This window comes from Paraburkholderia fungorum, from assembly GCF_003610895.1.
Taxonomy (GTDB): Bacteria; Pseudomonadota; Gammaproteobacteria; order Burkholderiales; family Burkholderiaceae; genus Paraburkholderia; species Paraburkholderia fungorum_B.
In genome coordinates, this window is sequence record NZ_MCAS01000006.1 from 169,845 (window position 1) to 196,285 (window position 26,441).

General features: G+C 62.5%; 25 protein-coding genes and 2 pseudogenes. 23 read left to right on the forward strand and 4 right to left on the reverse strand.

What is annotated here, in order from left to right; translation table 11 throughout:
• Nucleotide 1: 1 nt before the first annotated feature.
• From BCY88_RS08030 to BCY88_RS08095, 14 genes are all read left to right on the forward strand, one after another.
• Nucleotides 2-2,473: a VirB4 family type IV secretion/conjugal transfer ATPase gene (locus tag BCY88_RS08030; protein ID WP_120343731.1), complete on the forward strand. Its 2,472-nt coding sequence runs from the start codon at nt 2-4 to the stop codon at nt 2,471-2,473.
• A complete protein-coding gene (locus BCY88_RS08035; protein ID WP_120343732.1) occupies nt 2,470-3,654 on the forward strand; it encodes a TrbL/VirB6 family protein in 1,185 nt (394 codons plus the stop codon). Before BCY88_RS08030 ends, BCY88_RS08035 begins: the two co-directional genes overlap by 4 nt.
• Nucleotides 3,651-4,358: a P-type DNA transfer protein VirB5 gene (gene virB5 / locus BCY88_RS08040; protein WP_120343781.1), complete on the forward strand. Its 708-nt coding sequence runs from the start codon at nt 3,651-3,653 to the stop codon at nt 4,356-4,358. The genes BCY88_RS08035 and virB5 overlap by 4 nt, the downstream gene beginning before the upstream one ends.
• Nucleotides 4,359-4,535: 177 nt before the next feature.
• Nucleotides 4,536-5,270 carry a VirB8 family type IV secretion system protein gene (locus BCY88_RS08045; protein ID WP_120343733.1) on the forward strand — a complete coding sequence of 245 codons (735 nt, stop codon included), beginning with the start codon at nt 4,536-4,538 and terminating at the stop codon, nt 5,268-5,270.
• Complete coding sequence (locus BCY88_RS08050) at nt 5,267-6,103, forward strand: TrbG/VirB9 family P-type conjugative transfer protein (protein ID WP_120343734.1); 837 nt, start codon at nt 5,267-5,269, stop codon at nt 6,101-6,103. The genes BCY88_RS08045 and BCY88_RS08050 overlap by 4 nt, the downstream gene beginning before the upstream one ends.
• The gene (gene virB10, locus BCY88_RS08055; RefSeq protein ID WP_120343735.1) at nt 6,096-7,310 is read left to right on the forward strand and encodes a type IV secretion system protein VirB10; all 1,215 of its coding nucleotides are present in this window, start codon (nt 6,096-6,098) and stop codon (nt 7,308-7,310) included. Before BCY88_RS08050 ends, virB10 begins: the two co-directional genes overlap by 8 nt.
• Nucleotides 7,307-8,434 (forward strand): P-type DNA transfer ATPase VirB11, encoded by a 1,128-nt coding sequence (gene virB11, locus BCY88_RS08060; protein ID WP_120343736.1) that lies wholly within the window; start codon nt 7,307-7,309, stop codon nt 8,432-8,434. Before virB10 ends, virB11 begins: the two co-directional genes overlap by 4 nt.
• Nucleotides 8,435-8,448: 14 nt before the next feature.
• A complete protein-coding gene (locus tag BCY88_RS08065) occupies nt 8,449-8,850 on the forward strand; it encodes a hypothetical protein (RefSeq protein ID WP_120343737.1) in 402 nt (133 codons plus the stop codon).
• The gene (locus BCY88_RS08070; protein ID WP_120343738.1) at nt 8,847-10,628 is read left to right on the forward strand and encodes a type IV secretory system conjugative DNA transfer family protein; all 1,782 of its coding nucleotides are present in this window, start codon (nt 8,847-8,849) and stop codon (nt 10,626-10,628) included. The genes BCY88_RS08065 and BCY88_RS08070 overlap by 4 nt, the downstream gene beginning before the upstream one ends.
• Nucleotides 10,625-12,586, forward strand: a complete 1,962-nt coding sequence (locus tag BCY88_RS08075) for a PriCT-2 domain-containing protein (RefSeq protein WP_120343739.1) — start codon at nt 10,625-10,627, stop codon at nt 12,584-12,586. The genes BCY88_RS08070 and BCY88_RS08075 overlap by 4 nt, the downstream gene beginning before the upstream one ends.
• Before the next feature lie 45 nt (nt 12,587-12,631).
• Nucleotides 12,632-14,191 (forward strand): LPD7 domain-containing protein, encoded by a 1,560-nt coding sequence (locus tag BCY88_RS08080; RefSeq protein ID WP_120343740.1) that lies wholly within the window; start codon nt 12,632-12,634, stop codon nt 14,189-14,191.
• A 10-nt stretch (nt 14,192-14,201) separates the two neighbouring features.
• Nucleotides 14,202-14,723: a plasmid stabilization protein gene (locus BCY88_RS08085; RefSeq protein ID WP_120343741.1), complete on the forward strand. Its 522-nt coding sequence runs from the start codon at nt 14,202-14,204 to the stop codon at nt 14,721-14,723.
• A 1-nt stretch (nt 14,724) separates the two neighbouring features.
• On the forward strand, nt 14,725-15,774 hold the full coding sequence (locus tag BCY88_RS08090) for a relaxase/mobilization nuclease domain-containing protein (RefSeq protein WP_120343742.1): 1,050 nt from the start codon (nt 14,725-14,727) through the stop codon (nt 15,772-15,774).
• 15 nt (nt 15,775-15,789) lie between these two features.
• Nucleotides 15,790-16,581: a DNA adenine methylase gene (locus BCY88_RS08095; protein WP_120343743.1), complete on the forward strand. Its 792-nt coding sequence runs from the start codon at nt 15,790-15,792 to the stop codon at nt 16,579-16,581.
• Nucleotides 16,582-16,659: 78 nt separating this feature from the next.
• Here BCY88_RS08095 and BCY88_RS08100 read toward each other — a convergent pair whose 3' ends face one another.
• Nucleotides 16,660-17,088 (reverse strand): hypothetical protein, encoded by a 429-nt coding sequence (locus BCY88_RS08100; protein ID WP_120343744.1) that lies wholly within the window; start codon nt 17,086-17,088, stop codon nt 16,660-16,662.
• A 262-nt stretch (nt 17,089-17,350) separates the two neighbouring features.
• Between BCY88_RS08100 and BCY88_RS08105 the strand changes: the two are divergent.
• The 6 genes and pseudogenes from BCY88_RS08105 to BCY88_RS08130 form a co-directional block, all read left to right on the forward strand.
• A pseudogene (locus BCY88_RS08105) lies at nt 17,351-17,674 on the forward strand (TolC family protein); the annotation flags it as partial.
• Nucleotide 17,675: 1 nt separating this feature from the next.
• On the forward strand, nt 17,676-18,971 hold the full coding sequence (locus BCY88_RS08110) for a copper oxidase (RefSeq protein ID WP_120343745.1): 1,296 nt from the start codon (nt 17,676-17,678) through the stop codon (nt 18,969-18,971).
• 62 nt (nt 18,972-19,033) lie between these two features.
• A complete protein-coding gene (locus BCY88_RS08115) occupies nt 19,034-19,384 on the forward strand; it encodes a copper-binding protein (protein WP_120343746.1) in 351 nt (116 codons plus the stop codon).
• 67 nt (nt 19,385-19,451) lie between these two features.
• Entirely contained in the window at nt 19,452-19,826 is a 375-nt protein-coding gene (gene copC, locus BCY88_RS08120; protein ID WP_120343747.1) for a copper homeostasis periplasmic binding protein CopC, read from the forward strand.
• Nucleotides 19,826-20,766 (forward strand): annotated as a pseudogene (locus BCY88_RS08125) (copper resistance D family protein). Before copC ends, BCY88_RS08125 begins: the two are co-directional and overlap by 1 nt.
• A gap of 221 nt (nt 20,767-20,987) precedes the next feature.
• A complete protein-coding gene (locus BCY88_RS08130) occupies nt 20,988-21,395 on the forward strand; it encodes a MerR family DNA-binding protein (protein WP_120343748.1) in 408 nt (135 codons plus the stop codon).
• 277 nt (nt 21,396-21,672) lie between these two features.
• Here BCY88_RS08130 and BCY88_RS08135 read toward each other — a convergent pair whose 3' ends face one another.
• Both BCY88_RS08135 and BCY88_RS08140 read right to left on the reverse strand, forming a co-directional pair.
• The gene (locus BCY88_RS08135) at nt 21,673-21,996 is read right to left on the reverse strand and encodes a DUF4148 domain-containing protein (protein ID WP_120343749.1); all 324 of its coding nucleotides are present in this window, start codon (nt 21,994-21,996) and stop codon (nt 21,673-21,675) included.
• Nucleotides 21,997-22,227: 231 nt separating this feature from the next.
• Nucleotides 22,228-23,088, reverse strand: coding sequence for an MBL fold metallo-hydrolase (locus tag BCY88_RS08140; protein ID WP_120343750.1), 861 nt, complete (start codon nt 23,086-23,088; stop codon nt 22,228-22,230).
• Nucleotides 23,089-23,174: 86 nt separating this feature from the next.
• Between BCY88_RS08140 and BCY88_RS08145 the strand changes: the two genes are divergently transcribed.
• Genes BCY88_RS08145 through BCY88_RS08155 form a run of 3 tightly spaced genes read left to right on the forward strand, consistent with a single transcriptional unit; the run spans nt 23,175 to nt 24,375 of the window.
• The gene (locus BCY88_RS08145) at nt 23,175-23,492 is read left to right on the forward strand and encodes an ArsR/SmtB family transcription factor (protein ID WP_120343751.1); all 318 of its coding nucleotides are present in this window, start codon (nt 23,175-23,177) and stop codon (nt 23,490-23,492) included.
• Between the two features lie 15 nt (nt 23,493-23,507).
• Complete coding sequence (locus BCY88_RS08150) at nt 23,508-23,942, forward strand: YeeE/YedE family protein (RefSeq protein WP_120343752.1); 435 nt, start codon at nt 23,508-23,510, stop codon at nt 23,940-23,942.
• A 1-nt stretch (nt 23,943) separates the two neighbouring features.
• Entirely contained in the window at nt 23,944-24,375 is a 432-nt protein-coding gene (locus BCY88_RS08155) for a YeeE/YedE family protein (RefSeq protein ID WP_120343753.1), read from the forward strand.
• 1,612 nt (nt 24,376-25,987) lie between these two features.
• On the opposite strand, the gene BCY88_RS08165 is transcribed toward BCY88_RS08155, so the two are convergent.
• Nucleotides 25,988-26,170 (reverse strand): hypothetical protein, encoded by a 183-nt coding sequence (locus tag BCY88_RS08165; protein ID WP_120343754.1) that lies wholly within the window; start codon nt 26,168-26,170, stop codon nt 25,988-25,990.
• Between the last annotated feature and the right edge of the window lie 271 nt (nt 26,171-26,441).

Below are 26,441 nucleotides of genomic sequence, written 5' to 3' on the forward strand. Positions count from 1 at the left end.
CATGGGTGCGCCGCCGCAATTCATCGACATGGCCGAACGCGAGATCAGGCTCTCAGACTTCGTGCCGTTCTCGTCGCATGTGACTGACCACGTCATCCGCACGCGCGAAGGTGACTACCTGCGGGTCTGGAAAATCGCCGGCATCGCCTTCGAGGCGGCCGACCCCGGTGACATCCTCGTGCGTCACGAAGGGTTCAACCAGCTCGTGCGCAGCCTGCCGGGTGGTCACGTCGGCCTGTGGGCACACCGGATCCGCCGGCGCGTGACCGACCACTTCGCTACGCCATACGGCAACCCGTTCTGCCAGCAGCTCGCCACGCGCTATTACGCGAGCTTTGCCGGCTACCGGATGATGGCCAATGAGCTGTACCTGACGCTCGTGTACCGGCCGCACCGCACGCGCCTGGGGCGTATCTTCAGTCAGGCGGCCCGGCGCACGCCCGATGATATCCGGCGCGACCAGCACGAAGCCCTGAAGGTGATGGCGGAGCTCGCTGCCCAGGTCGAATCCGGCCTGAAGCCCTGGGATCCGGTGCCGCTCGGCGTCTACAGGAAGCCGATCCGTTACACGCAGCGACCCGTACGTTTCTCGGCGGCGCTGGAATTCCTGGCCTATCTCGTCAATGCCGCATGGGAGCCGGTACCGGTACCGGCAGGCCGGATCGCGGAAGCGCTGCCCACTTCGCGGCTGTTCTTCCGGACCGAGAAGGTCGAGATCCGCATGCCCGGCTCGACGCGCTACGCGGCGTTGCTCGACCTGAAAGACTACCCCGAGGAAACCGAGCCGGGGATGCTCGACGGTCTGCTCTATGGCGATTTCGAATACATCGAGACCCAGAGCTTCACGATCCTCGACCGTCCCACGGCGAAAGAAGCGCTCGAGCGTCAGCGCAACCAGCTGATCGCGGGCGAGGACGTGGCGGTGTCGCAGGTGCAGGCAATGGATCAGGCGCTCGACGACCTGATCAACGGCGATTTCGTCCTCGGTGAATATCACTATTCGCTTGCGGTGCTCGGCGACCGGCCGGACGAGGTCGCGCGGCATGTGGCGAAGGCGCGCACGCAGCTCGCGGACGTGGGTTTCCAGACGGCGCTGGTCGATCTGGTAGCGGACGCTGCATGGTTCGCGCAGCTGCCCGGGAACTGGCGCTACCGGCCCCGCGAGGCGAAGCTCACCTCGCGCAACTTCTGCGGACTCGCGAGCCTGCACAACTTCGCGACCGGCAAGCGCGACGGCAATCCGTGGGGTGAGGCGATCACGATCGTCAAGACGCCGAGTGGCCAGCCGCTGTACCTGAATTTCCACGCGACGCCTGAGAAGAAGGACTCGGGCGACGAAAAGGCGCTCGCCAACACCCAGATCATCGGGCAGGCCGGTGCGGGCAAGACAGTGCTGGAGCTGTTCCTGCTGGCAATGGCGATGAAGTATGGCCTCACCGGCGTCGTCTACGACAAGGACCGGGGCACCGAGATCGCGATCCGGGCGATGGGCGGCCGCTACACAGTGTTTCGACGGGGTGTCCCGACGGGACTCAATCCGTTCCAGCTCGATCCTGACGAGGCGGTACTGGATTTCTGGGAGCGGCTGGTGCGTCGTCTGGTCGACACCGGCATGTTGCTGTCGGCGAAGGACGAGCTCGATATTTCTCGTGCCGTGCGGGAGGTCGCACGCATGGAACGGCGGCTGCGTCGCCTGTCGATGGTCCGGCAACTGCTGCCCGCCGTGGGCGAGAACAGCCTGCATGCACGGCTCACGAAGTGGTGTGCAGGCGGACGGCTCGGGTGGGTGCTGGACAACCCGTCGGACTTGCTGGATTTCCGCCAGAACCATCTCTTCGGCTTCGATGATACGGAACTGCTCGACGATCCGGAGGTGTCGACGCCGGTCACGATGTACTTGCTGCAGCTGACGGAGAGCCTGATCGACGGGCGGCGCTTCGTCTATGTGATGACCGAATTCTGGAAGCGGCTGGGCGATCCGGTTTTCACGGATTTCGCAAAGGACAAGCAGAAGACGATCCGCAAGCAGAACGGTCTGGGCATCTTTGATACGCAGTCCCCGGCCGATGTGCTGCGTAGCGACATCGCGCGCGCGCTGGTCGAGCAGACCGCGACGTTCTTCTTCCTGCCGAACCCGCGTGCCGACTACGACGACTATGTGCATGGCTTCAAGCTGACTGAGGCCGAATTCAACATCGTCCGGTCTCTCGGCGAGAACAGCCGCCTGTTCCTCATGAAGCAGGGCCACCGTTCGGCCATCGGCAGGCTGGATCTCGCCGGACTCGGTGATGTGCTCGACGTCCTGTCGGGGACGACGGACAACGTCGAACTGCTGGACGGGGTTCGCGCCGAGGTCGGCGACGATCCCGTGGCGTGGCTTCCCGTGTTTCATGAGCGGCTGGCCAAGCGTCGTGCGACCGGGGCAGTCCCGAACGCGCTGGCCCGGCGTCTGTCGGGAAGAGGTGCACGATGAGCGGCCTTTTCACTTCAGTCGGCGGCACGCTCGAAAACGGCATGTCGACGTATGTCACGAGCGTGTCCTCAGCCCTCTCCAGCGCGCTGGTACCTGTTGTCACGACGGCCCTGACGATCTGGATCATCACGTACGGGTTCGCCGTCGTGCGCGGCGAGGCCCATGAGTCGGTACCTGCATTCGCGTGGCGCGGCCTGAAGGTGGCCGTCATGCTTGCCTTTGCGCTCGGCGCGGGTATCTATCAGTCCCAGGTCGTCACGGCAGTCGAAGGGGCGACGACGGGCCTGGCCCAGACGATCCAGACCGCGGCGGCCAATGGCGGTGCAGGCAACACCGGCTGCGGAACGGTGAGTGGCAGCAGCGTGACAGGCACGAGCGCGTCCGCCATTTACCAGACCCTCGACTGCTATGACCGGCAGATCGACATCGTGATGGATGCCTACTTCGACAAGGCGACGCACGAAGGCTTCAGTGTCAGTGGCATCGTCGCAGGCATTGGTGATCTGGTCGGCGGATTCATCGTGGGGCTGGGCGGCGCCATTTTCCTGATGGTTCTGGCCTTCGAGGTCACGATGGCGAGGATGCTGCTCGATCTGGTGCTGGGGCTCGGCCCGGCCTTCATTGCCTGTGGCGCATTTGGTCCGACGGCGCGTTTCTTCGAGGCGTGGACCGCAAAGGTCACGAACTATGCGCTGCTGCAGATCCTCATCGCAGCCTTTCTTGGGATGGCGCTCACGGCGTTCTCCGCCGACCTCGCGCCGTTCAACGTCACGACTTCCCCGCCCGATACGAACGCTTCGGCGCTCGCTGCAGCGGGTCAGGCAGTGCTCACCGCTATAGCCCCCTGGGGTGCGGCATTTGGCCTGTTCATCACGTCCCTGCTGCTGGCAACCATCGGCTGGCAACTGCCGGCCGTCGCCTCGGGACTTGCCGGAGGCGCCACGCTGTCGGGGTTCGGTGCGTTTGTGGCCGGATTTGCCTCGCGTGGTGCCGTGAGAGGTCTCGGCTCGCTCGTGAGTCTCGGACGCGGCCAGCGTCGGCCGGGGGGGCGAATTTCCAACGGCAGCGGGCAAGTCGGTAGCGCGAACGCGGGCGGCGGTTCAGGCCAGATCCCTGCCTATCAGCGCGCCGCCCGCGAGCACCTTGGCGACCAGGATAACTCAGGAGAGTCATGGTCATGATCAGGTTACCTATCCATATCGGTATTGCCCCGATCGCGGCGGCTGTGGTCGTGCTGACGATGCCCTCGGCCCATGCACAGGGCATCCCCGTCTTCGACGCGCAGAACGTGGTGCAGGCCATCGCGACCGTCGGGCAACTGAAGCAGGAAGTGCAGCAGGAACTCCAGCTATATCAGTCGCTCAGTGGTACGCGCGGCTTCGGTGAACTGATGGGCAATCCGGTGCTGTCGAACTCGCTGCCGTCGAACTGGCAGTCGGTCTACATGGCGATCCAGAACGGTGGCTATGCTGGTCTCACGGGCAGCGCGCAGACGCTGCGCTCGGCGAGCGAAATCTACAACTGCGAGGACCAGAGCGGGATCGACCAGCAGGTCTGCCAGCGCGCGCTGAACAAGCCGTTCCAGGACAAGGCGTTTGGCACCCAGGCGTACCAGACGGAGCTCCAGGAGCTCGACCAGATCCAGAGCCTGATGCAGCAGATCGACGTGACGCAGGACCAGAAAGGCATCTCGGAACTGCAAGCACGCATCCAGACTGAGAGCACGGCGGTTGGCAACGAGATGACGAAGCTGCAGCTCTTCAGGATGCTGGCCGATTCCGAGGACCGGCTGATTGCCGAGCAGCAGCAGGAGCTTGTCCTCAAGCGCGCCGGCAACACCGCGCGGCTGCAGGACCAGATGGTACCTGCGAACTTTGGCAACTGAGTTCGGCAACCGAGGAGGCTGACATGATCCGTTTTGTTGTGGCCGTCATTGTCATTCAATTAGTCATACTGGCTGATGGATGCTCGGCCAGTCCACCCAAAACTGTCCTGCCAGATGGTTTGCACCGTGTTCCGGTGAACCGTATGCCACCGGCTCCCCCGTCCGATGGAGGCGGCCATGAGCAATGACCGCGACGCCCGTGAGTCACGTGATTATCGCCGGGCACTCGATTTCGAGGTGTCGGTCACGCACCTGCAGGAACGCTCGGAGCGTCGGGCATGGCACGTGGCCGTGGGCTCCGTGGTGGTCGCGATCCTGTGTGCGGTCGCACTGGCCGTGATGGTCCCGTTCTACCGGGTGGTGCCGCTGCCGATCGAGGTCGACCGTCTGACCGGTGAAGCACAGGTGATCGACGTGCTCGACGCGAAGCAGATGCACATGCGCGATATCGAGGACAAGCACTGGGTGGAAGTGTACGTGCGCTCGCGCGAGCGCTACGACTGGGGCTTGCTGCAGATGGACTACGACCGCGTGCTCGGCATGAGCGACGACCGTGTCGCGCGGGACTACCGGTCGATCTACAGCGGCCCCGACGCACTGGACCGGCAGCTCGGGGCGAACTCGCAGCGGCGCATCCGCATCCTCTCGACGACGCTCGTGCCGGACGAACCCGGCCGTGCCGTCGTGCATATCGAGCGCACGACGTGGAAGAACGGCATCGATAACGCGGAGCCGCCGCAGCGCTTTGTCATCACGCTTGCCTTCACTTACCGGCCGTCCATCTTCACACGTGAGCGCACGGCCATCGAGAATCCTTTCGGCTTCAGGGTGACGGCGTACAGCCGCGATCCCGAATTTACCCCTACGGCGGCGTCGCCCGCGTCGTTGTCGGCCCCTGGAGGTGCGCCATGAGACTGAACATCCTGGTAAGAGCCGCCGTGCTGGTGACCGGGCTGGCAGGGGGTTGCGCCGCAGCCTTTGCCTACGACGTGCCTGGCTGGTCAGGCGACTCGCGTGTGCGGCAGATCGTGTACCGTCAGGACGAGGTGGTGCGGGTTGTCGCGCAACGCGGCTTCGCTACGCACATTGCACTTGATCCGGCCGAGCACATCCTCATCGTGGCCCCGGGCGACCGGAACGGATGGCAGGTGGTTGCAAACCGTGGCGACCACGATGTCTACCTCAAGCCGCAGCTTGCTGCGCACGACACGAACCTCGAAATCCGCACGGACCGGCACAGCTACAGCTTCGACCTGGTCGTGCTGCCGCTCAGGGCCCGTTTCGGTAACGACGAGGAGATGTATCGCATCACGTTCGTCTATCCGGATGCGCAGGCCACGAAGACGAAGGCCGCAGACGATGCCGCTCTTGTGCGCGAGCGTCTTGACCAGCCGCCGGTGGTGCGCAACACCGCTTACTCGATGCAGGTGATGCCGCACTCGGAAGATATCGCGCCGACGGCGGCATGGGACGACGGACGCTTCACCTACATCCGCATCCCGAATAACCGCCGCATCCCGGCGATCTTCCGGGTCGCCGGCAACAGCAGCGAAAGCGTGGTTGACCGGCACATGGAAGACGACGTGATCGTCGTACACGAGGTGGCCCGGCGTTTCGTGTTGCGTCTGGGCGACGAGGTCGTCGGCCTGTGGAACGACGCGTTCGATGTGGACGGCGTGCCACCGGCGGACGGCACGACAGTAAGCGGTGTGAAGCGTGTCCTGCGGAGCGACGGCCATGAATGAGGAAACGCCGCGCAATGTGATTGCGCCCGGGGTTGTGCCCGAGAGTGACCCGGCAAAGGTCACCGATACGATAAACGGTGACGTCCCGAACCAGCCGGCCGATCGCGGCATGCCGGAACTGGGACAGCGGGGTGGCCGCGCCCGCGCCTGGTGGATCGCGCCGCTGCTGGTCGTGGCCGTCGTGATCGGCGGAGCAGTCTGGACGATCCACGGGTTTCTCGCACGGCACGATGCGGCGGACAAGGCCAGGCGGGATGCCGTCCAGGATCAGCCGTCCCAAGGCCGCGTGTTCGGCGACGGGAACGCACCGGCATCGGCTGTTGCCGCCGCAAGCGGCCCGGCGGAGGCCCCCGTTGTTGCGTCGGCTGCCGTTGCAGGGTCGACGCGGCAAGCCCCCGTGCACACCGCACCAGCTCGCAGCTATTACGACGCACCGCTGCTCGCTACCGGCAGTACGGGCGCAGGCAATGGCCCTGCCGACGAAGGGGCATACCCGGCGGCATCAGCGCCAGGCGTTTCGCCGGGAGCGACTGTCGTATCCGGCAGCCAGTCTCAGGGAAGCAGTCCGCTTGCGCAGGCACTGACGCCGACGGTGACGCCAAAAGTGCGCGCGGGCTTTCTCGGCAATCGCAGCCTGATCCTCGCGGAAGGCGCCAAGATCGACTGCGCGGGCGACACGGCATTCGATTCGACACAGGCGGGTATCTCGACCTGCACGGTGACGAAGAACGTCTATTCGGATGACGGCCATGTTGTGCTGATCGGGCGCGGCTCGCAGATCAACAGCGAATACCGCTCGAACCTGGCGCCCGGGCAGAACCGGGTGTTCATCCTGTCGGCACGCATCAAGACACCCGAGGGTGTGACAGTCGAGATCGATTCTCCCGCGGCAGACGCGCTGGGGCGCATCGGCGTGAGCGGGTACGTGAACAACCACTGGGGCGAGCGTATCGGCGCGGCCATGCTGCTTGGCATGACGCAGGATGCGATCGGGTACCTCGCGACGCGTGGAGGCAACAGCAACGGCTCGGTCGTATTCGAGAACACGCAGCAGCAGGGCAATGACATGGCCTCGCGCGTGCTCGACAGCACGATCAACATTCCGCCCACACTCACGCAGAACCAGGGGGCCGAGTTCACGATTATCGTCGCCCGGGATCTGGATTTCAGTCCGGTCTACGCGCTCGAGCCAGGGGGCACGCGATGAACGCGTCGGCCCATATCCTGAGCGAAGCGCCGGTACAGGCAGACGGCCCGCTGCCGAGGCTGGCAGAGGATGCTTCGGTGCGCGAGCTGATGCGCCCGCTCGCGGGGCTGCTCGAAGACCCGGCTCTCACGGAGCTGGTGATCAACCGGCCGCAGCGCGTGCTGACCGAGACCCATCTCGGATGGCAGGCACACGACTGTGCGGACCTCGACTTCGAGCGCCTGATGTCGTTCGCGGTGGCGATTGCAACGCTCACGAACCAGGAGGTCTCGGCGCTGCATCCGGTGCTCTCCGCGCTGCTGCCCGGTGATGCGCGCGTCCAGATCGTGATCCCGCCGGTGGTGCCCCCGCGTACCGTGTCGGTGACGATCCGCCGTCCGTCTTCGCGCGAGAAGACGCTCGACGCCTACGAAAGTGAGGGCCTGTTCGCGCAGACTACGTGGTTCCGCCCGGCTGGACTCGATGAGGCGGTGCCGGCACGGCGCCTCCTGGGTCGTGATCTCGCCAGGTGCCTCGAAGCGCGCGAGTTCCCGGCGTTCTTCGAGCTGGCGGTGCGCGGCCGGCTGAACCTCGTGATCGTGGGCAGCACGGGCTCGGGCAAGACGAGCTTCATGAAGACGCTGTGCCGGTACATCCCGGCCACCGAACGCATCGTGACGATCGAGGATGTGCGCGAGCTCTTCATCCGTCACATCGAGAACTGCGTCCACCTGATCTACAGCAAGGGTGGTCACGGCCAGGCGCAGGTGACGCCTGCGGATCTGATCGCAAGCTCGATGCGCATGCGTCCTGACCGCGTGCTGCTCGCCGAACTGCGGGGCAGCGAAGCGTACGACTTCCTGAAGCTGCTGACGACCGGGCACTCCGGTTCGATCACGAGCTATCACGCGTCGAGCGCATCGGTCGCCATCGAGCGGTTCGCGCTGATGGCCAAGGAACACCCCGAAGCCGCCACATGGGACGACGCGGCGCTGCGCCGGCTGCTCTTCATGACGATCGACGTGGTGGCGCACATGGAGGCCACCGCGCTCTTCGATGAATCTGGCGCGCAGACCGGCCGGCGCTGGTCGATGACGGAGGTCTGGTTCGATCCGCTGCGCCGCCATCACGCGGATTTCCGGTGAAAGGAGAACAGGTCATGGACATCGGAAAGGCAACTGGAACGGGACGGTCAACCAGCAAGGTGATCTGGTACCACGCGATGCTTGCGCTGGTCACGCTTGCGATCATGGCCGCTGCGGCAGCCGGACTGACGCTTGCCCTCTGGCTGGCTTCGTTTTTCTTCGTCGCGAGTCAGCACGTCAACCCGCTTCATGCCGGGTTTCATGCGTGGCCAGATGCTGCGCTGGCCTGGCATGACGGACGTCTGCCAGAACAGGGGCGGCGGCTTGCCGGTGCTGCGCTGTTCGGCGTGCTGCTGGCGTTCGGCGCACCCGCGCTCGGCGTTTACACGCTTCTGGAACAGTCTGGGCGACGGCGCCTCTATGGCAGCGCTAGGTTCGCAAACGAGGCGGATGTCCGCCGGGCAGGGCTGCTATGAGCACGATGGCGACTTCAGGCGCGTACAGTGGCCCGCCGCTGGTCGTGGGTGTCTGGCGTGGGCGCTATCTGCGGTTCACCGGGCAGCAGTTCGTCCTGCTCGCGGCGCCGGCCCGTTCGGGCAAGGGCGTGGGCATCGTAGTGCCCAACCTGCTCAGCTATCCGGATTCGGTGGTCGTGCTGGATATCAAGCAGGAGAACTTCAATCTCACCGCGGGCTACCGTCGCGTACACGGGCACGACGTGTACCTGTTTAACCCGTTTGCGGAGGACGGCCGTACGCACCGGTATAACCCGCTGTCGGCGATCTCGGACGGCGTATTCCGTGTTGGCGACATCCTGGCGATCGGCTACGCGCTCTATCCGGTCGGCGGTCACGACGACTTCTGGAAGGACCAGGCACGCAACCTCTTTCTCGGTATCGTGCTGCTGCTGTGCGAGTGGCGCGATGCGCGCCGCAACGGCGACAGCGATGTGCCCGACTACCCGGTGACGATGGGTGAAGTACTGCGGCAGTCATCGGGCAACGGCATGCCGGTCAAGGCGTACCTGCAGCAGGCGCTGCTGCAGAACCGGCGGCTGCTCAGCGGCGCGTGCGTCGATGCGCTCAACCGCTTTCTCGCGAATGACGACAAGGTACTCGCGAGCATCCTCGCGACCTTCAATGCGCCGCTCACGATCTGGGCCAATCCAATTGTCGACGCCGCGACGAGTGCCAATGACTTCGACCTGCGCGACGTGCGCAAACGGCGCATGTCGGTCTATGTCGGGATCACGCCAGATCACCTGGCCGAGGCCGCGCTGCTCGTCAACCTCGTGTTCTCGCAACTCGTCAACCTGAATACGCGGCAGCTGCCCCAGGACAATCCGGAGCTGAAGGTCCAGTGCCTGCTACTGATGGACGAATTCACGTCGGTCGGCAAGATCCACATCATTGCCCGCGCCGTCGCCTATATGGCGGGATACAACCTGAGGCTGCTCTCGATCGTGCAGTCGGTGTCGCAGCTCGAGTCGGTTTACGGCCGGGCGGATGCCAGGGCGTTCGTCACCAATCACGCGATGCAGATCATCTACGCGCCGCGTGAGCAGAAGGACGCGAACGAATACTCGGAGATGCTCGGCACCTTTACGGACCGCTCGCGCAGCGTGAGCCGCTCGAATGCCATCTTCGGCGGACGTGGCGGGGCGAGCGAGAGTTTTTCGGAGCAGCGCCGTCCGCTGCTGCTGCCGCAGGAACTCAAGGAGCTCGGGCGGGACAGCGAAATCATCCTGCTCGAAAACACGAAGCCGATCCGGGCCGAGCGGATCTGCTACTGGCAGGATCCTGTTTTCACGTCACGCCTGGTGGTCGCGCCAGCGATTCCAGCAATGGACCTCGTGCGTTTTATCGCCCAGGTCGAGCGGCGGGTGAGGGATGTGCAACCGGACGATGTGGACGAAGCCGGTGTGATGAACATTCCCCCGGACTATCTGGAGGTGCTGCAGGCCTGGGATCCCCGTGACCTGCCACGGTATCCTAACGATGTGAGCGACGAAGAGGCGGCTGCCTACGTCGAGCGGCACTTCATGCTGTTGGGCGTGCCAGCTGTGCGCGTTGCCGTAGCTGCACGGCGGCTGTCGCCGTCTGATCTCGATGTCGCGGAATTGCGCCCCGCAGAAGGCGCGCCGGGGCGTAAGGCCAGGCGCGCCTCCGGCGCACCGCGTACGCAACGTGGGAGAACCGCATCGCGCACGGCTGACGGCTCGAGCGTCGTGCCGCTCCATGGAGAACGCCGATGAATACGCGGTATCTGAGCGAAGAAGAACGTGCCCGTGCGGCGCTGACCATGATCCCTCCCGAGGACTACGCGACGTGGGTCGATATGGCTTTCGCGCTCAAGCAGGGATTCGGCGAGGCCGGCTTCGACATCTGGGACGAGTGGAGCCGCACCGCCCACAACTACAGCGAGCGTGCTGCGCGAGTGACCTGGCGCTCGGCCGGCGAGTCGGGCGGCAAGACGCTTGCCTCTCTCTTCTGGCTCGCACAGCAGCACGGTTTCGATGTGCGGGCCTCGCGCGCGGCAATGGATCCGGCAGACAGGTCGCGCATGCTGCCAGTCCGTCCGTCCGTGGAGAAGGCGCGGCACGGTCCCCAGGTTGAGGCTCGCGTGCGCGCGCGGCAGGCGTCTGTCGCGCGGGAGGCGCTGGCGATCTGGAAGTGGGCCCGGCCAGTCGGTCCCGGGCACCCGTATCTCGAACGCAAGCAGGTCCGGCCAGTCCCGACACTGCGCGAGCTGGAGGCCGAAGAACTGCATGCGCTGCTCGGATACGCGCCGCGCAGTGCCGAGGAGCCGCTCACGGGGCGCGTGCTGGTGGTGCCGGTTCGCATCGGCGACACCCTCTCGACGCTGGAACTGATCGATGCCGAAGGGCGCAAGTCGGCTCTCGCGGGCGGCGCGAAGTCGGGCGGCTATTGGGTGGTGGAACCAGACCGGTTCCGTGATGGCGCGCTGACGCCCATCCTGATAGCCGAAGGCGTGGCAACAGCGCTGGCAGCATGGCAGGCGACCGGCTGGTTCAGCGTCGCCGCACTGTCGAGCGGCAACCTGCGGCTGGCGGCGGCGATGTGGCGGGGCCGGTACCCGGAAGCGGAGATGCTGGTGCTCGCCGATCTCGGTGCCGGGTATGAGCATGCGAAGCAGGCCGCGCTCGGCACGTCCTCGCTGCTGGCCGAGCCGCGCTTCGCGCCGCAGGCACGGATTGCCGGCGACGTGCCGACTGATTTCGACGACATGGCAGTGCTGTCCGGGCCCGGTGTCGTTGGTGAGCTTTTACGGGAGTCGCTGTACGGAGCACCGCAACGGGATGTAGCGGATGGAGAAGCCGACCGACAGCCCGTGGTTGCACAGGGATCGGGTGACGCATTGAAGGAGGACCATGCAATGGGCAATGTGAAAGAGAAACTCGTGGGTGATGGAGAGGTATCGGGTCGGCGCCGTACTTCGCGTCGTCGCTCCGACCATCAGGACGCGCCGGAACCGACGCCGCAGGAAAGCACATCACCAGCACCGGAACCGACAACTGCGCAAGCACAGTCCCAGTCCCAGTCCCAGTCCCAGTCCCAGTCCCAGTCCCAGTCCCAGTCCCAGTCCCAGTCCCCGGACGCGGATCGGCGCGAAGCCGATGCGCCGAGGGCTGAGCCACCACCGGCGCATGCGGCGGGTGCTTCGGCACGGCATCAGGTGGGCGAACCGCTGTACGGACTCGATGAGGTGCCGGGCGAGATCAAGGCACTCGCACAGCACCGCTTCGGCGCGCAGATCCGTATGGCGACGCCACGCGAGAACGGCGGTCCGTATCGCGGCGAGGTGTTCAACACCGAGCACTACCTGATCCAGGAGGTGTCCACGCGCAGCGTTGTATTCCACGCGAAGTCGGACCTGGAGTTCGTCTCGGACCGCCTGCGGTGGATGGACGAGAACCAGCGTCTCAATGGGGCGGAGGTACAGGTCGGTTACGACGGCACCCACGGGAAGGTGTATCCGTGGGACCGTGCGCGCGACCTGCTCGAGCGCACGGTGGCATCGCTGAAAAAGTCTGCCCGCGAGGTGGGTTTCGGCAACGACCTCGACGCAATGCTTGACCAGCTGCAGGCCACGTCGTGGACCCGTGCGAGGGAGGCACGGGCGGCGGCCCTCGCGCAGTCGAAGGAGCGCGTCGGCCGCGAGCAGGAGCAGGGACAGGGACAGCAACGCTGAGCGTGCGACGCTCTGCCCGCCAGTGCAGAGATCAGAGGGAGATCCATGATGGATGAAACCGCAACTTCTTCCGGCCCGCGTGCAGACGAACCGGTCATCAATGTGATCGAGCCGGATCCGCCACCCATCCCGGATCCACAGGGCGGCGCCGCGGGCGCGGAGCGCTTCGATCAGACCGCGGCAGACGCACTGGCCGCACGCCGACGCCGCGAGTTCGATGCAGCGCGGGCGCGGCTGCGCGATCAGGCCATCCTAGCGGATGCTCCGTCGCTGGCCGCCGCACAGCAAACGGCGTCTCAGGCAAATCCTCGTGGTGCCGAAGATGCATCCGCGACGCGCTGGGTGCCGCTTGGCAATCCGCCGGAGACGGTGCGCAAGCGCTACCTGCGGGCCGGCAACCAGTATTTCCTGAAAGATGCGCCGCATCAGCTCGCTTTCGAGGATATTGGTCCGTACCTCGTGACGGAACACAACCGCCCCGATGTCGTCGAGTCGATGGTGGACATGGCCCGTGCGAAGGCCTGGGGGCGCATCCGGGTGTCGGGCCACGAGCAGTTCCGGCGCGAGGTGTGGGTTCAGGCAACGCTGCTCGGCATCGAGGTGAGCGGATACGAGCCGAAGGCAGTCGACTTCGCCCGTCTGGCCGAAAACCGTCGTGATCGGATGACGAACCGCATCGACGTGATGGAAACGACTGCGGCCACGCAGGTTCCTGCGAATCGACCAGCAGCGCCTGAGGCCGCGCCTGGTTCTACAGAATCACAGGCGGCGCAACCAGCGAGGCGCGATGCTCTTTGGCAGCCAGAGGCTCGTGCGCCGGCGCCGCCAGCGCCCGCGGAGCTGCCCCGGGCTGCTCCAGCCGCCGAAGCGGGACCACGCGTTGCCGAGCCCGAGGGGCAGGAGCGGCAGCGCTACATGGGCGAACTGGTCGAGCACGCCGGTGCGCCTTATCAGCACAATCCTGCACGCAGCGACTCGTATTACGTCGTCTATCGCGATACTGGTGGTGCGGGCCACGTCGTCTGGGGTGTGGATCTGGAACGGGCCGTGGCGGATTCCGGCGCGCTTGCCGGACAGCAGGTCATGCTCGAAAACCTTGGCCGACGTCTCGTGACAGTGACTGTCCCGGTTCTCGACGCGACGGGAAACGTGATCGGCGAAGAGGAAAAAGAGGTCTATCGCAATACGTGGCAGGTTGATGTCGTGGGGCATGAGCGGACGCAGTTGGGTCCCGAGGCTCGCGGCAGGAAGGGCGACGCCGGAAGGAGTGAAACCACGGCGCCGGCAACGCCGGAGCAGGTGCAGGTCGCACGCCGGCGTGAGCCTTCCGTCGTGTCGCCCGGGGAGCGTGCCGTGCAGATGGCGGTGCTGACCGCCGCGATGCGGCAGCAGGGTTTCAGCGAGCGATCCATTGCGCACGTGCAGCAACGTGCGCAGCGGCTGCTGACCGCGTTTGAAGCCGAGGGCGTCACGGTTCCGCGACCGCGCGTGTTTGATCCTGAGGCCCCCTCCGCGCGTCGCCGCCGCACCCGCCCGGCTGCAGAGCGTGTCCCAAGCCGTGAGGTCGAACGTGGGCCGGCAGAACCCGCGCCTCCATCCCTGTAGGAGCACAGGCATGGCCACGCGTGCGCGACTGTGTGTAGATCTCGGGCGAGCGAAATCACGCTGGGAGGCATGGTGTGCTCTTCACGGTGTAACGGCGGCCGATGGCGTCCGGCAACTGGTCCACGGTGTGCTGAGCCAGCACGAGTCGCCAGACGGGGTGCGTGGGCCCGAACATCGTTGCCTTGCGGTCGATGGGCATCGCGAACGTATCGAAATCCGTCTCACGCAGGAGGAACTCGAAGTGACCAGGCAGCGTGCATTGACTGGTGGAATGAATGTCAATCGCTGGATAGTTGCGGTGATCCGTGCGCAGCTCGTGCATGAGCCGCAACTGGGCGAGCGCGAGATGCGACTGCTTGCGGACTCGAACCAGCATCTGGCCATGATCGTGATGTTGCTCGGTCGGTTGCAGACGCATGGTGGTGCGCGCGACACTGTGCGCGTGTTCGAGGACACGCGCGCCGTGATTGATACGCACCTGCGCACGGTCACGCAGGTGCTGCGCGCCAACCTCGATCGCTGGAGCCGCTAGCATGTCGTTCCCGAAAACCTGGGTCGACCAGATGCTGCTGAACTGGGGAGACCGGCTTTTTCATGATCCGCTACGGCACGCGCGTGCGCCGCGCATGTCACGCGGCGAGCTCCGACGCAACACACAACGCATGCGCGAGCAGCTGGCCCGCACGCTCCAACGTACCCCGGAGGTGATGGTCAAGATCACGAACAAGGCGTCGGGCGCGCAGGGCATGGGTGCCGTGCGGCGTCATCTGCGCTATATCTCGCGTAACGGGAAGGTCGAACTCGAGGATCAGGACAGGATGACCATGCTCGGCCGCGCGGCACTGCACGATCTGACGGATGCCTGGCACCTTGGTGGATGGGGTATCCCGGAAGAGAGCCGCAGACGTGAGGTGTTCAACGTGCTGCTCTCGATGCCGCCGGGCACGGACCGACAGGCGGTACGCAACGCTGCGCGTGCATTTGCGGCCGAGGAATTCGGCGACGGCAGACGGTACGTCTTTGCCGCGCACGATGACGAAGCGCATCCGCACGTGCATCTGACGGTCCAGGTACGCGGGCCGGACGGAAAGCGGCTCAACCCGCGCAAACAGGATCTGCAGCGCTGGCGCGAGCGGTTTGCCCGCCAGTTGCGTGAGCATGGAGTCGATGCAAATGCGACGCCGCGACTGGTACGCGGTGAGACGCACCGCTATCCGAAACAGGCCGTCGTACACATGGCTGCACGCGATGACGCACCACGTTACTGGCGGCCGGAGCTCGACGACTACGCACGCCTTGCCTTGTGGGACGTGCACGCCGGTGCGCTTGAAGCGTGGCAGGGCGTGGCGTATGCAATGGCTGGCTCGCAGAGCGCGGACGATCGCAGCCAGGCGGCAGTGGTCATGGACTTCATTCAGACGATGCCGGTGCAGCACGACAGGCCATCGGCGGAGCGTAACGGACGACACGAAAAGCGACGGCATCGCAAACCAGTTCACGCGCAGGGGTTGCGTCACGCAGGCCGTGGTGAAGGCCAACGGGAACTGTTTCCGGATGAGCCGGATGCCGGGGTGGAGCGCTAAGCAGAGGAGGCCGTGATGGCGATGCCGATCATTCCGTGGATAGGTGGCAAGCGGCGGCTCGCGGACGTGCTCATTCAGCGCTTTCCGCCGCATACCTGTTACGTTGAGGTGTTTGCCGGTGCGGCCGCACTGTTCTTCATGCGGCCGCCCGCCGAGGTAGAAGTGCTAAATGATATTAATGATGATCTGATTAACCTGTACCGCGTCGTGCAGCATCATCTGGAGGAGTTCGTGAGGCAATTCAAGTGGGCGTTGAGCAGCCGGGAGGTGCTCCGGTGGTTGAGCGATACGCCACCGCAAACATTGACTGATATCCAGCGTGCGGCGCGCTTTTACTACCTGCAGCAGAACTGCTTCGGCGGGCGTGTTGAAGGGCGGACGTTCGGTACCGCGACGACCTCGCCGCCAGGGCTCAATCTTCTGCGTCTCGAAGAGACGCTATCCGCGGCACATCTTCGACTGTCGGGCGCCTACATCGAAAAACTGGACTGGCCGACATGCGTGACCCGGTACGATCGGCCGCACACTTTCTTCTATCTCGATCCGCCATACTGGCAGACAGAGGGCTATGGTGTGCCCTTCGAATTCGGACAGTATGAACGAATGGCAGCGGTGCTGAGGGGGCTGCAGGGGCGTGCGATTCTTACGCTCAATGATCACGCAGCATTTCACGACCTGTTCGCAGGCTTTGACAGAGAGCGGGTCGAACTGCCGTATACGGTTGGCGGTCCGGCCAACGCAGTTATGCGCGGTGAGCTGATCATCTATAGCTGGGACAGAGCGAAGGATCCTGTGGGGCTGTTCTGACGCAGGAAGTGGTACCCGCTTGAACTTCTCCCGTCTCTCGGCCCGGTTTCGGGACAGAAATGCACAGATGCTTCGGCTTCAGCGATCGATGAACAGGGCGGGGCCAGCCTTGTACGAGGCGACGACGATGACGACCATCGCGACTAGAAGAAGGGGGAAGCTGCATACGGCCAGCGGAAAGAACAGCGCAAGCTGAAGGGATGATCCCCCGAAGCCGTGCAACAGATCCGTGTCGCGGATGTTTTCATAGAGCAGCCATGCTGTTGCAGCGAGACCCAGGGCGATGAGAATCAGCCCGTCGGACGTGGCAGCATGCTGCTGGGTCGCTTTAGCCCAGCAGTACAGACCCCACCAGACGAGGTTGACAGCGATGGCAGTGAGCCAGAACCCGCGCATCGTGAAAAAGGTATGGCCAAAGCGGCGCCGGCAGCGGCGGTTGAACAGCAGGATCCCCTTCGCAACAGCGACGACGATAGCTACGATCAGCGCGAGTTTGAACCAACCCATCCTCGGCTCCTTTGGGGCACGGAGTGCGACGCCATCTGCTCCAGTCGGGACATGGCGCTCAGACAGGAGCGAAGTTTCATCCGTCAAATATAGACGTTTGACTGACGAATGCAACGTAGATTAGCTCGACAGGAAGCGGGGAAGACGGACCGCGTCGCCTGAGTAATCGCGTTCTCATAACCTCGTTGTTGTTCCCACTTCTGCCCGTCGCTTTCAGTGAGCTCGGTTTTGTGATCGGTTGCTGTAGGTCTGGCGCGATGGCACAGCCTACGTGACCGACTACGACGTCACAAAGCACTACCGCGATGAAGTCGTGCCTATGCGGAAGACTATTTCTGACGAGCTTCTGCTTCGCTACAACGGCATGCTCGCGAGCGTGTTCGAACTACTGTCCGATTCGCGTGACCAGGTCGGCGCGGTGAACAGCTATATCGATGCGTTGAAGGACTACTGGCTCGCGGAGACCGACCTGCAGCAGGCAGTCGGTGGCCGTCTCCCGCCGCTCGCAATGGCCTCAGCGCCGTCAGCAGCCACGACGCAATCCACGATGCAAGCCGCGTCGTCTGCAGATTCAGAAGGGAAATGAAATGGTGTCACGTCGACATTTTCTCGGCGGCTCGGGGGCCGCTCTGCTCGGCGCAGCATTGGTGAGCAAGGCTGGAGCTGCGTCGCTGCCTGAGGCGCCCACGATGGCCAAGGCCACCATGCAACCACCGCTCACGCCTCCCAATGGCCGTCCGTACACGCCCGTTGCCACGCTGAACGGCTGGTCGCTGCCGTGGCGCATGAAAAACGGCTGGAAGGAATTTCACCTGATTGCTGAGCCTGTCGTGCGCGAAATGGCGCCTGGCATGAACGCGAATCTTTGGGGTTACAACGGGCAGGCCCCAGGCCCAACCATCGAGGCAGTGGAAGGCGACAAGGTCCGCATCTTCGTGACCAACAGGCTGCCGGAGCACACTACCGTTCACTGGCACGGGATGCTGTTGCCGTCGGGCATGGATGGCGTCGGCGGCTTGACGCAACCGCATATTCCTCCGGGCAAGACCTTCGTCTACGAATTCGAGCTTGAGAAGCATGGGACGTTCATGTATCACCCGCACGCCGACGAGATGGTGCAGATGGCAATGGGGATGATGGGGACGTTCATCGTTCACCCGAAAGACCCCGGCGTCATGCAGGTCGACCGCGACTTCGTGTTCATCATGTCCGCGTATGACATCGACCCGGGTAGCTTCACGCCGCGCGTCAATGAGATGACCGACTTCAACATGTGGACCTGGAATTCACGAGTCTTTCCGGGCATCGACCCGTTGCCGGTGCGTGCCGGGGACCGCGTGCGTCTCCGGTTCGGCAATCTGACGATGACCAATCACCCCATCCACCTGCACGGCTATCACTTCGAGGTCGCGGGCACGGATGGCGGATGGATTCCGCCGGCCGCGCGCTGGCCAGAGGTGACCGCCGACGTCGCGGTCGGCCAGATGCGTGCCATCGAATTCACGGCAAACCGGCCCGGAGACTGGGCGTTTCACTGCCCCAAGTCCCACCACACGATGAATGCGATGGGGCATTCCGTACCGAATCTTATTGGCGTGCAGCAGAAAGACCTCGCAAAGCGCATCAACAAGCTCGTGCCTGATTACATGGCAATGGGCAGCACAGGTGGTGCGATGGGCGAGATGGAGATGCCACTGCCCGACAACACGCTGCCCATGATGACCGGCACCGACCCCTTCGGTCCGCTGGAAATGGGCGGTATGTTCACCGTCGTGAAAGTGCGCGAGGGATTGGGGCGCAAGGACTATCGCGACCCCGGCTGGTTCAAACACCCCAAAGAGACGGTTGCTTACGAATACACCGGCGAGTTGCCGGACAGCTGATTTTCTATCTCGTCGGACTTTGCGGTCCGGCTACCTTTTATTTCAACGCAGGAGAAAGAGTTATGAAGAACGTATTTGCATCGATTGCAGTTAGCTGCGCCCTGGTAATTTCGGGCTCGGCCTATGCGGCTGGCGAAATGGGCAACGTGGACATGGGCGGTAGCGGCGCGAAGCAGGCTGGCGAAGCGAAGGCTGGCATGTCGCATGGGGAAATCAGGAAAATCGACGCCGCAGCCGGAAAGCTGACCATCAAGCACGGCCCGCTGGAAAACCTCGGTATGGACGCCATGACGATGGTGTTCAAGGTCAAGGACCCGGCAATGATTTCGCAGGTCAAGGTCGGCGACAAGATTGATTTCGTGGCCGAACAGGTGGATGGCGCGCTGACGGTGACGAAGCTGCAGAAGCAGTAAGGATTCACCGGGTGTTGTGAACAAACGCAAGCAATACCCGCTTTGACTATTCAGGATGCGCTAGAACATGAAAACATTCATTCGCAAGCAACTGATGGGGCTGACCACGGCTGCCGTCATCACTTTCATGCCGGCTGCTGCGTTCGCGCACGGTAAGCTCGAGAGTGTCGTCCCGGCCTCTGGCAGCACCGTTGATTTGGCACCCGACGCGCTGCGGCTCACCTTCAACGAAGACCTGGAGTCCACGTTCAGCACGGTGAAAGTGTCCGATGCGAACAGCGCCGCAGTGACAAGGGAAAAGGCCAAGCTCGACGCGTCGAATCCACGCGTGCTGACGATTACTCTCCCGAAACTTCCGTCCGGTTCCTACTCCGTGCAGTGGGCTGTGATGCCACATGATGCCCACAAGACCAAGGGCACGTACGCCTTCCAGGTGAAGTGATGAACGACGGTCTCTTTGGCATCCTGCGGCTGGCTTTCGTTGCCCTTCAAAGCCTCAGCTTTGCGGTTGTCGTCGGCGTGCTGCTCAGTGACCGATGGCTCGCACGCCAAACGTCTTCGTGGCAGGTGAGCGTAAGCCGACGGCTGGTTAGCGCCCTGCGTATCGCATCTGTCGGCGCGCTGCTGTCGAGCACGCTCGCCTTCTGGATTCATTGTGCGTTGATGAGCGAGTCCACACTTCCGGAGGCGGGCCCCGCTGTCCGCCCGATGCTGGTGGAGACCGGCTTTGGTCACGCATGGCTGGTTGGCGCTCGACTGATGCTATGCGTGGTCATTCTTTCCTTTATCCAGGCCGGGAAATCAATCCGTTTTTCTCTGGCCATCTGGTTGGTCCTGGGAGGTGTCGCGTTGGCGCGCAGCAATGGCGGACATCCAGTCGATGCTGGTTTGTTCGGCCTGCCAGTATGGGCGGACTGGGTACATCTGCTCGCCATCTGTGCGTGGGTGGGCTTGTGCTGGTTACGACGTATTTTGTTGCGCCACGTTTTTTCAACGCGCCGGGCAGCGAGCACGTGAGCAATGCGGCGTATATCCAGTCTTTGTCGGATGTCGCAACGCTTGCGCTGGTCATTTTTTTTGCCATAGGCGCCTATAACGGCTGGCGCGGCGTCAGGTCGCCCGGCGACCTTCTGGAATCGGGTTATGGGCAGATTCTGTTATTGAAACTCGCGCTGGTGTTCGTGGCTGCCGCCCTCGGAGGATGCAACCGTTTCTTCGAGATGCCCAAGCTGCTCGCATCGTTGAAGAATGCCTCCTCGACATCACCCGTGAGGCCTCTAAAACGCTTTGCCACCGTATTGCATGTCGAATCGGTGGTACTGGAAGGGGTGCTGGTCGCCGCTGCGGTACTCTTCTCCAGTCCACTACCCGGAACGTCGTAGTCCGTTCGCTACTGTTTGTTTCTCACGCCCACGCAGATGGGCCGCGCCGCAGGGTCGATAAAGGCTGTATACTGCCTCGACGGACTTCAGGCGAAAGCCATCTTTTACGGGGCCCGACAGCACGTCGGGTCTTTTTTTATTGCCCGTGCGTCGTTAGCGTAATTCGTGTTCGTGACTCCCGAGCTGAATCCAGCACGCATGGTTCGGAACATGTCGTTCGGATGTCCGCCAAGATGATTCGTCATTGCGAGGAAACCGGCCTGATGCGCGCTGCCTCGCGGACAAGGGCGAACTATCGGGTGTACACGCCCAAGGATGTTCTGTTGCTGCGCTTCATACAGCAGGCTCGGCATCTTGGTTTTTCCACGAAGCAGATTGCGGTGCTGTTGGCTCTTTGGCAGGACCGTAGCCGGTCCAGTAGCGAGGGCAAACGGCTCGCAAATGAGCATATTGCCAACTTGAACCTGCGCATTCAGGAACTGGCGGAAATGCGCGATACGCTGGGGCACCTGGCAGCGCATTGTAAAGGCGATTCACGTCCTGACTGTCCGATTCTGGAGAAGCTGGCTGGCGAGGCGCATTCACTGCGTCGCGAACTTCCAGGCTCCGAAAGGTCGACGCTGAAATGACCGCCACAAAGCGGAGTTTTGTGCAGCACGCAAGCCGGGCGCCGAAGAACAGGAAACCGTGGGATACGTCATGGGGCACCCTTGACCAGCGCTACATATGCGTTGGTCAAGGCCACATCTGTCCGATACCTGTCGCAATTTCGACATTGAACTGCGCCACTGCCGTGTGCTGACGGTCACTTCGCACAGTGCGTAGAGACTGTTGACAGCCAATTGGCTACGGCTCGTCGTTAATTCCCCATGAACTGCACGCAACCATCAGACGAGCCGGACCACATCAGTGGTGTCCGTACAGTAGGCCCGAAGTGGTAGAAGCGGAAGTGCGTTGGCCCCACTGCGCCGCACCGCTTGTGACTCCGCCCACTCCTTGCGCAGCGGCCTGCATTGAGGAATTTTCAGCCGCGACGCGTGCTTCGGCAGCCTGAATGTCGGCCGGATAGGTAGCGTTATCGCGTTTTGCCGGGTTGTATCCGGCCTTCTCCAACTGCACGAGTTCGGCGCGCACCTCTGCTCGTGTGACCGGTGCATTCGACTGTTGAGCAAAAGAAGCGACCGGTGTCGCCAGCAGGGCGGCTATAACGACGGCTTGAAGTGATTTCATGATTTGTACCTCCACAGTTTCTCGCGTCGCGAACAGCCCTGTTCGCAAACGGTGACTACAGGGTAAGGTACGGATGCTTAAGCGAAAATGATGCGATTTCAGAAAGCCTTTGGCCGCGACACTTTAACCATGCCGCGCAATTTCGTGCTTTTACCGGCGCTGCGGCGTTGTCTGCGTAGCTCAAGCTGAGCACTCGGGTCGCCGACGGGTCGGTGCTGCATAGCGCTCAAATCAGAGCGCGTTCAGGGGTATCTTCAGGTAGTGCGTGCCATTTTCCTCGGCGGGCGGAAACTCGCCGGCCCGTATGTTGACCTGCACCGATGGCAGAATGAGAACGGGCATGGCAAGCGTTGCATCACGCGCTTCGCGTACGCTGACGAACTGCTCTTCTGTTACGCCGTCGTGCACATGTATGTTATGCGCACGCTGCGCCACCACCGTGGTTTCCCACTCGGGTTTCCGGCCCTCGGGTGGGTAGTCGTGACACGTGAATAGCCGGGTTTCGCCACGCAGGCCGAGCAGCTTTCGAATCGACCCATATAGCCTGTGCGCATCACCGCCCGGGAAATCGCAACGCGCGGTGCCAACGTCGGGCATGAAAAGCGTGTCTCCCACGAAGACGGCATCTGCAATCTGGTAGGCCGTGTCGGCAGGGGTATGGCCCGGCACATACAGCGCCTTTGCTGTCAGGGCACCAATGGAAAACTCCTCGTCTTCGTGGAAAAGATGGTCGAATTGGGAGCCGTCTATATGGAATCCGGGCTCAAGATTGAAAAGCTTCTGGAAAACGCCTTGAACGGTGCGAATGTGCTCTCCAATCGCAATCTTGCCGCCGAGATTAGTTCGTAAATAATGCGCCGCCGACAGGTGGTCTGCGTGCGCGTGGGTTTCCAGAATCCACTGCACCCGCAGGCCGCGCTGGCGAACGAACTCGATGACCTTGTCGGCATTCGTCGTTGAAGTGCGTCCTGCTTTGGGGTCGTAGTCAAGGACCGGGTCAATGACTGCGCATTCCTGATGCCCGGACTGGAAAACCACGTATGTGACCGTGCCGGTGACCGGGTCGAAGAATGGTTGAACGATGGTATGCATCCTGACCTCCTCAGATGTGACTCATTCTATTCACACACAATTTATTATGCAATATAATATGTAAATGTAGATTATTGGATGGTGAGATGAGGAAGAAGTCCGCACCAATCGACCTTTCTGTGATGCAGGCCTCGGCAGAGAAAGCCTGTGCTCTGCTGAAAGTGCTGGCAAATCCTGACCGGTTGCTGCTGATGTGCCAGTTATCCCGGGGCGAATTGTGTGTGAGCGACCTGGAAGAACAGTTGGGGATACGTCAGCCGACACTCTCCCAGCAACTCGGCGTACTTCGCGATAACGAACTCGTCGAGACACGCCGGGAAGGGAAAAGCATCTTTTATTCCATCGCGAGCAAGGAAGCGATTGCGGTCATGAACGTGCTGTACGACCAGTTTTGCGCCCAATGAAGATAAGGAGGGGCCATGTCGATTGATATCGCGAGTTTCACGCCGGGCCTGTCATTGACTGGGGGCCTGGTGATTGGCGCCGCGGCTGCTGTGCTTGTTCTCTTCAACGGGCGTATCGCTGGCATCAGCGGCATTCTTGGTGGCCTGCTAGGCACGTTACAAAAAGATGCGGAATGGCGTGTCGCTTTTCTTGCAGGGCTTGTCGGGGCACCTGTGCTGGCAGGCTTGCTGGGTCACCCGATTGCGCCCGATATCCAGGCTGGGTGGAGCGAAATACTCGTTGCGGGCTTTCTCGTTGGCATCGGCACGCGTTACGCAAGCGGTTGCACGAGCGGCCACGGCGTCTGTGGCATTTCGCGCGGTTCCCTCCGTTCGCTTGTCGCAACGGCAGCATTCATGGCAAGCGGTTTTCTGACCGTGTTCGTGTCCAGACATCTGCTGGGAGGCTGAGATGGGTTTGCTCACCGCGTTGCTGTCCGGGCTCCTGTTTGGCATCGGCCTGATGGTGTCCGGCATGGCCAATCCGGCGAAGGTGCTGGGATTTCTCGACATCGCGGGACGATGGGACCCGTCACTCGCATTTGTGATGCTCGGTGCGATAGCGGTCGCCTCCATTGCCTTCCGGTTTTCAAAACGGCGAAAAAAATCGCTGCTTGGGTTGCCCGTGCAGATTCCTGCCGGTACTACCGTAACGCGCAGACTTGTGCTGGGAAGCGCGATATTTGGCGTGGGCTGGGGGCTTGCGGGGTTTTGCCCGGGACCAGCGCTAGTCACGCTGGGTGCTGGCTTTCCCAAGGCGTGGGGCTTTGTCGTCGCGATGCTAGCAGGCATGGCCATCTTCGAGCTGGTTGAGCGCGTGAAGCTGAGACGGCAGCCGACCTGAGTTGCTGCTGTGCATGCGTCGAGGGTTGTTGTTCCGTCGGGGAGCCGTGGCCTTTGTTCCTTCTCTGGACGTAGGCTATTGCCTTGCTTCCAGTCGTTCGGCCTGCATGCAGACATGTCCGATGTCGAGCCGCGGGTCTTACTGCATTTGCCGACATCTCACGTTCGCTAACGAGTTATTCCCGCTCACCGGTTGCTGCCCGGTCCCTTGCGCTCCTGTTAAGAGGCTGCTTGCCTTGCTGCAATTTGGGTGACAAACGCTCGTGCAATGTCGAACAGTTTCCCGCAAATGTTTTGAACATTTTCCGCGGACAACCGACATTGCGCGTTCGGTTCGTTGAACGGCACACGCGGCTGGTTAGCCAGGGACAAAAAGTGCGCGACCTGAAGTCCCAGACATAAGCTCTGAATACGTGACATCGGCGCACATACTCGCGCACGCCCTCGAAACGATTGCTACAGACTTCGGACGTCGAGCGGCCGCGCCGTGTCGGTTATATTTTAGGCGGTTCGGACGAATGTTTTTCGGGCAACGTGCTACCGGCACCCGATACCTTTGAGTTGGTCGGGAGGCGGCCAAGCAAGCGCTGTAGCCGCTCAAGTTGCGTTGGCGCGAGCCCCGGCGTCGCACATGCCTGAAGAGCACGGCCGCGCCAGTAAGCCTGAACAAAAAGAGAGTCGGCGCCTTCTGCGCATAAGACCTGCTCAATATCGGCGATTGCGGCGTCGACGTTCTGGAGTGTGTAAGGACTCGCGCTCGCAGCATCTCTTGTATGGGGGGCTTTCATGGCATTCTCTCAGTAGCAACTGCTTTCCTGTATGACGGACATGCATCGTTGTTTGCGAGCACCGCGCCGACAATTTGGCTTCCGTCAACTGATGCGTAAATTTCGATGATTGCGAATAAGCGATGGTGAGGTCCCCGGCCGCTTGCGAGCAATGAAAGAGTGTCGCGGGGCTAATGGACAACGACGTTACTGCCCGGTGACGTTGAATTGCCGCTCACAAGACACCATCGCGCGCTCCTATTGTTTCGGTAGACCGGATACTCACCCTCCTTGCTGCACGTGCCGCCGAAAGTAAAAGCGGACCCGGCGGGAACCGGGTCCCAACTGTCGGCACCTTGTCGGTCGGCAAGGTTCGACTCCCCCAACTTCGGACCTAATCTCCCGTTTGAACGGACCGTTTGCCACGCCTGACTGCGTGCACTTTCAGCGTGAATGCATGCGCCGCAATCACACGTATATTCACCAGGCCGCATCCTCGGAATGTGACCAGGTCCAACCCTGCAGCATTACCGCGCTGCGCCGCACTGCGGCACATCGTGATTTTCGTCGGGTTGTAGTCCAATCTATGTAAGTAGGCTTAAAGCAGACTTAAATCGGGAATCGGTGTAAACGCGCGGAGAGCGCGCTCTCCGCTGAAGGAAGTGCTACGGCATTTGGTGCTCAGGCAAGTCGTGTCTACTGCCGGCACGCACGCTGGTCCGGCAGTAACGGGCTGCGCGCAGTATCTGGGCGTATTCTTTGGACGGCCTTGCGGTTGCTCTCGCGGGTCGCGTGCAAGCAATACGAAATGTTGCCGCACGGTCAATTCGCCCGCGAGTCGATTGGCTATGCTTCAGGCGGCAATCTGTCTTCAAACAGCGTGCAGGCGATTATGCCGAGTGCTGCGAGCATCAGGTACATGATATGTAGATGCTGATGCGACGCGAGTTCGTATGTGCCATACACCAGGACGACGATGCTAAGCACGCAAGGAATCACGCTGACGACATCTGAATCTTTGGAACTCATCGCATATCCAGCCATAAACCAACTGCCTTCCTGGCCAGGCGGCCGCAAGTCAAAGTGATGGTTGACCTGTCGCTGTGGGTAGCGGACGCATCCGTCCCCCATGCCACTCGTCGGGCAGGAGTCCGAATCCCCCGGCCCAGCACACTTCTTCATGCGCGCAGTGGTCAGCATTTCTGTCTAACCAGCGATAAGCGCTAGTTCGATATTCGACATTCAAGAACCATCATGGTTGCGCCGCTCGCGTTGTGATAGCCAGCAAGACAGCAAGACT

Bases quoted from the DNA above. Each gene is read 5' to 3' on its own strand.
- BCY88_RS08065 (WP_120343737.1), top strand. From the start codon at position 8,449: ATGGACATCGGAAAGGCAACTGGAACGGGACGGTCAACCAGCAAGGTG.
- BCY88_RS08100 (WP_120343744.1), bottom strand. From the start codon at position 17,088: ATGGGTTGGTTCAAACTCGCGCTGATCGTAGCTATCGTCGTCGCTGTT.
- virB5 (WP_120343781.1), top strand. From the start codon at position 3,651: ATGATCAGGTTACCTATCCATATCGGTATTGCCCCGATCGCGGCGGCT.
- BCY88_RS08080 (WP_120343740.1), top strand. From the start codon at position 12,632: ATGATGGATGAAACCGCAACTTCTTCCGGCCCGCGTGCAGACGAACCG.
- BCY88_RS08155 (WP_120343753.1), top strand. From the start codon at position 23,944: ATGGGTTTGCTCACCGCGTTGCTGTCCGGGCTCCTGTTTGGCATCGGC.
- BCY88_RS08115 (WP_120343746.1), top strand. From the start codon at position 19,034: ATGAAGAACGTATTTGCATCGATTGCAGTTAGCTGCGCCCTGGTAATT.
- copC (WP_120343747.1), top strand. From the start codon at position 19,452: ATGAAAACATTCATTCGCAAGCAACTGATGGGGCTGACCACGGCTGCC.
- BCY88_RS08165 (WP_120343754.1), bottom strand. From the start codon at position 26,170: ATGAGTTCCAAAGATTCAGATGTCGTCAGCGTGATTCCTTGCGTGCTT.
- BCY88_RS08110 (WP_120343745.1), top strand. From the start codon at position 17,676: ATGGTGTCACGTCGACATTTTCTCGGCGGCTCGGGGGCCGCTCTGCTC.
- BCY88_RS08140 (WP_120343750.1), bottom strand. From the start codon at position 23,088: ATGCATACCATCGTTCAACCATTCTTCGACCCGGTCACCGGCACGGTC.
- BCY88_RS08050 (WP_120343734.1), top strand. From the start codon at position 5,267: ATGAGACTGAACATCCTGGTAAGAGCCGCCGTGCTGGTGACCGGGCTG.
- BCY88_RS08035 (WP_120343732.1), top strand. From the start codon at position 2,470: ATGAGCGGCCTTTTCACTTCAGTCGGCGGCACGCTCGAAAACGGCATG.
- BCY88_RS08145 (WP_120343751.1), top strand. From the start codon at position 23,175: ATGAGGAAGAAGTCCGCACCAATCGACCTTTCTGTGATGCAGGCCTCG.
- BCY88_RS08075 (WP_120343739.1), top strand. From the start codon at position 10,625: ATGAATACGCGGTATCTGAGCGAAGAAGAACGTGCCCGTGCGGCGCTG.
- BCY88_RS08070 (WP_120343738.1), top strand. From the start codon at position 8,847: ATGAGCACGATGGCGACTTCAGGCGCGTACAGTGGCCCGCCGCTGGTC.
- BCY88_RS08130 (WP_120343748.1), top strand. From the start codon at position 20,988: ATGTCCGCCAAGATGATTCGTCATTGCGAGGAAACCGGCCTGATGCGC.
- virB10 (WP_120343735.1), top strand. From the start codon at position 6,096: ATGAATGAGGAAACGCCGCGCAATGTGATTGCGCCCGGGGTTGTGCCC.
- BCY88_RS08095 (WP_120343743.1), top strand. From the start codon at position 15,790: ATGGCGATGCCGATCATTCCGTGGATAGGTGGCAAGCGGCGGCTCGCG.
- BCY88_RS08030 (WP_120343731.1), top strand. From the start codon at position 2: ATGGGTGCGCCGCCGCAATTCATCGACATGGCCGAACGCGAGATCAGG.
- BCY88_RS08135 (WP_120343749.1), bottom strand. From the start codon at position 21,996: ATGAAATCACTTCAAGCCGTCGTTATAGCCGCCCTGCTGGCGACACCG.
- virB11 (WP_120343736.1), top strand. From the start codon at position 7,307: ATGAACGCGTCGGCCCATATCCTGAGCGAAGCGCCGGTACAGGCAGAC.
- BCY88_RS08090 (WP_120343742.1), top strand. From the start codon at position 14,725: ATGTCGTTCCCGAAAACCTGGGTCGACCAGATGCTGCTGAACTGGGGA.
- BCY88_RS08045 (WP_120343733.1), top strand. From the start codon at position 4,536: ATGAGCAATGACCGCGACGCCCGTGAGTCACGTGATTATCGCCGGGCA.
- BCY88_RS08085 (WP_120343741.1), top strand. From the start codon at position 14,202: ATGGCCACGCGTGCGCGACTGTGTGTAGATCTCGGGCGAGCGAAATCA.
- BCY88_RS08150 (WP_120343752.1), top strand. From the start codon at position 23,508: ATGTCGATTGATATCGCGAGTTTCACGCCGGGCCTGTCATTGACTGGG.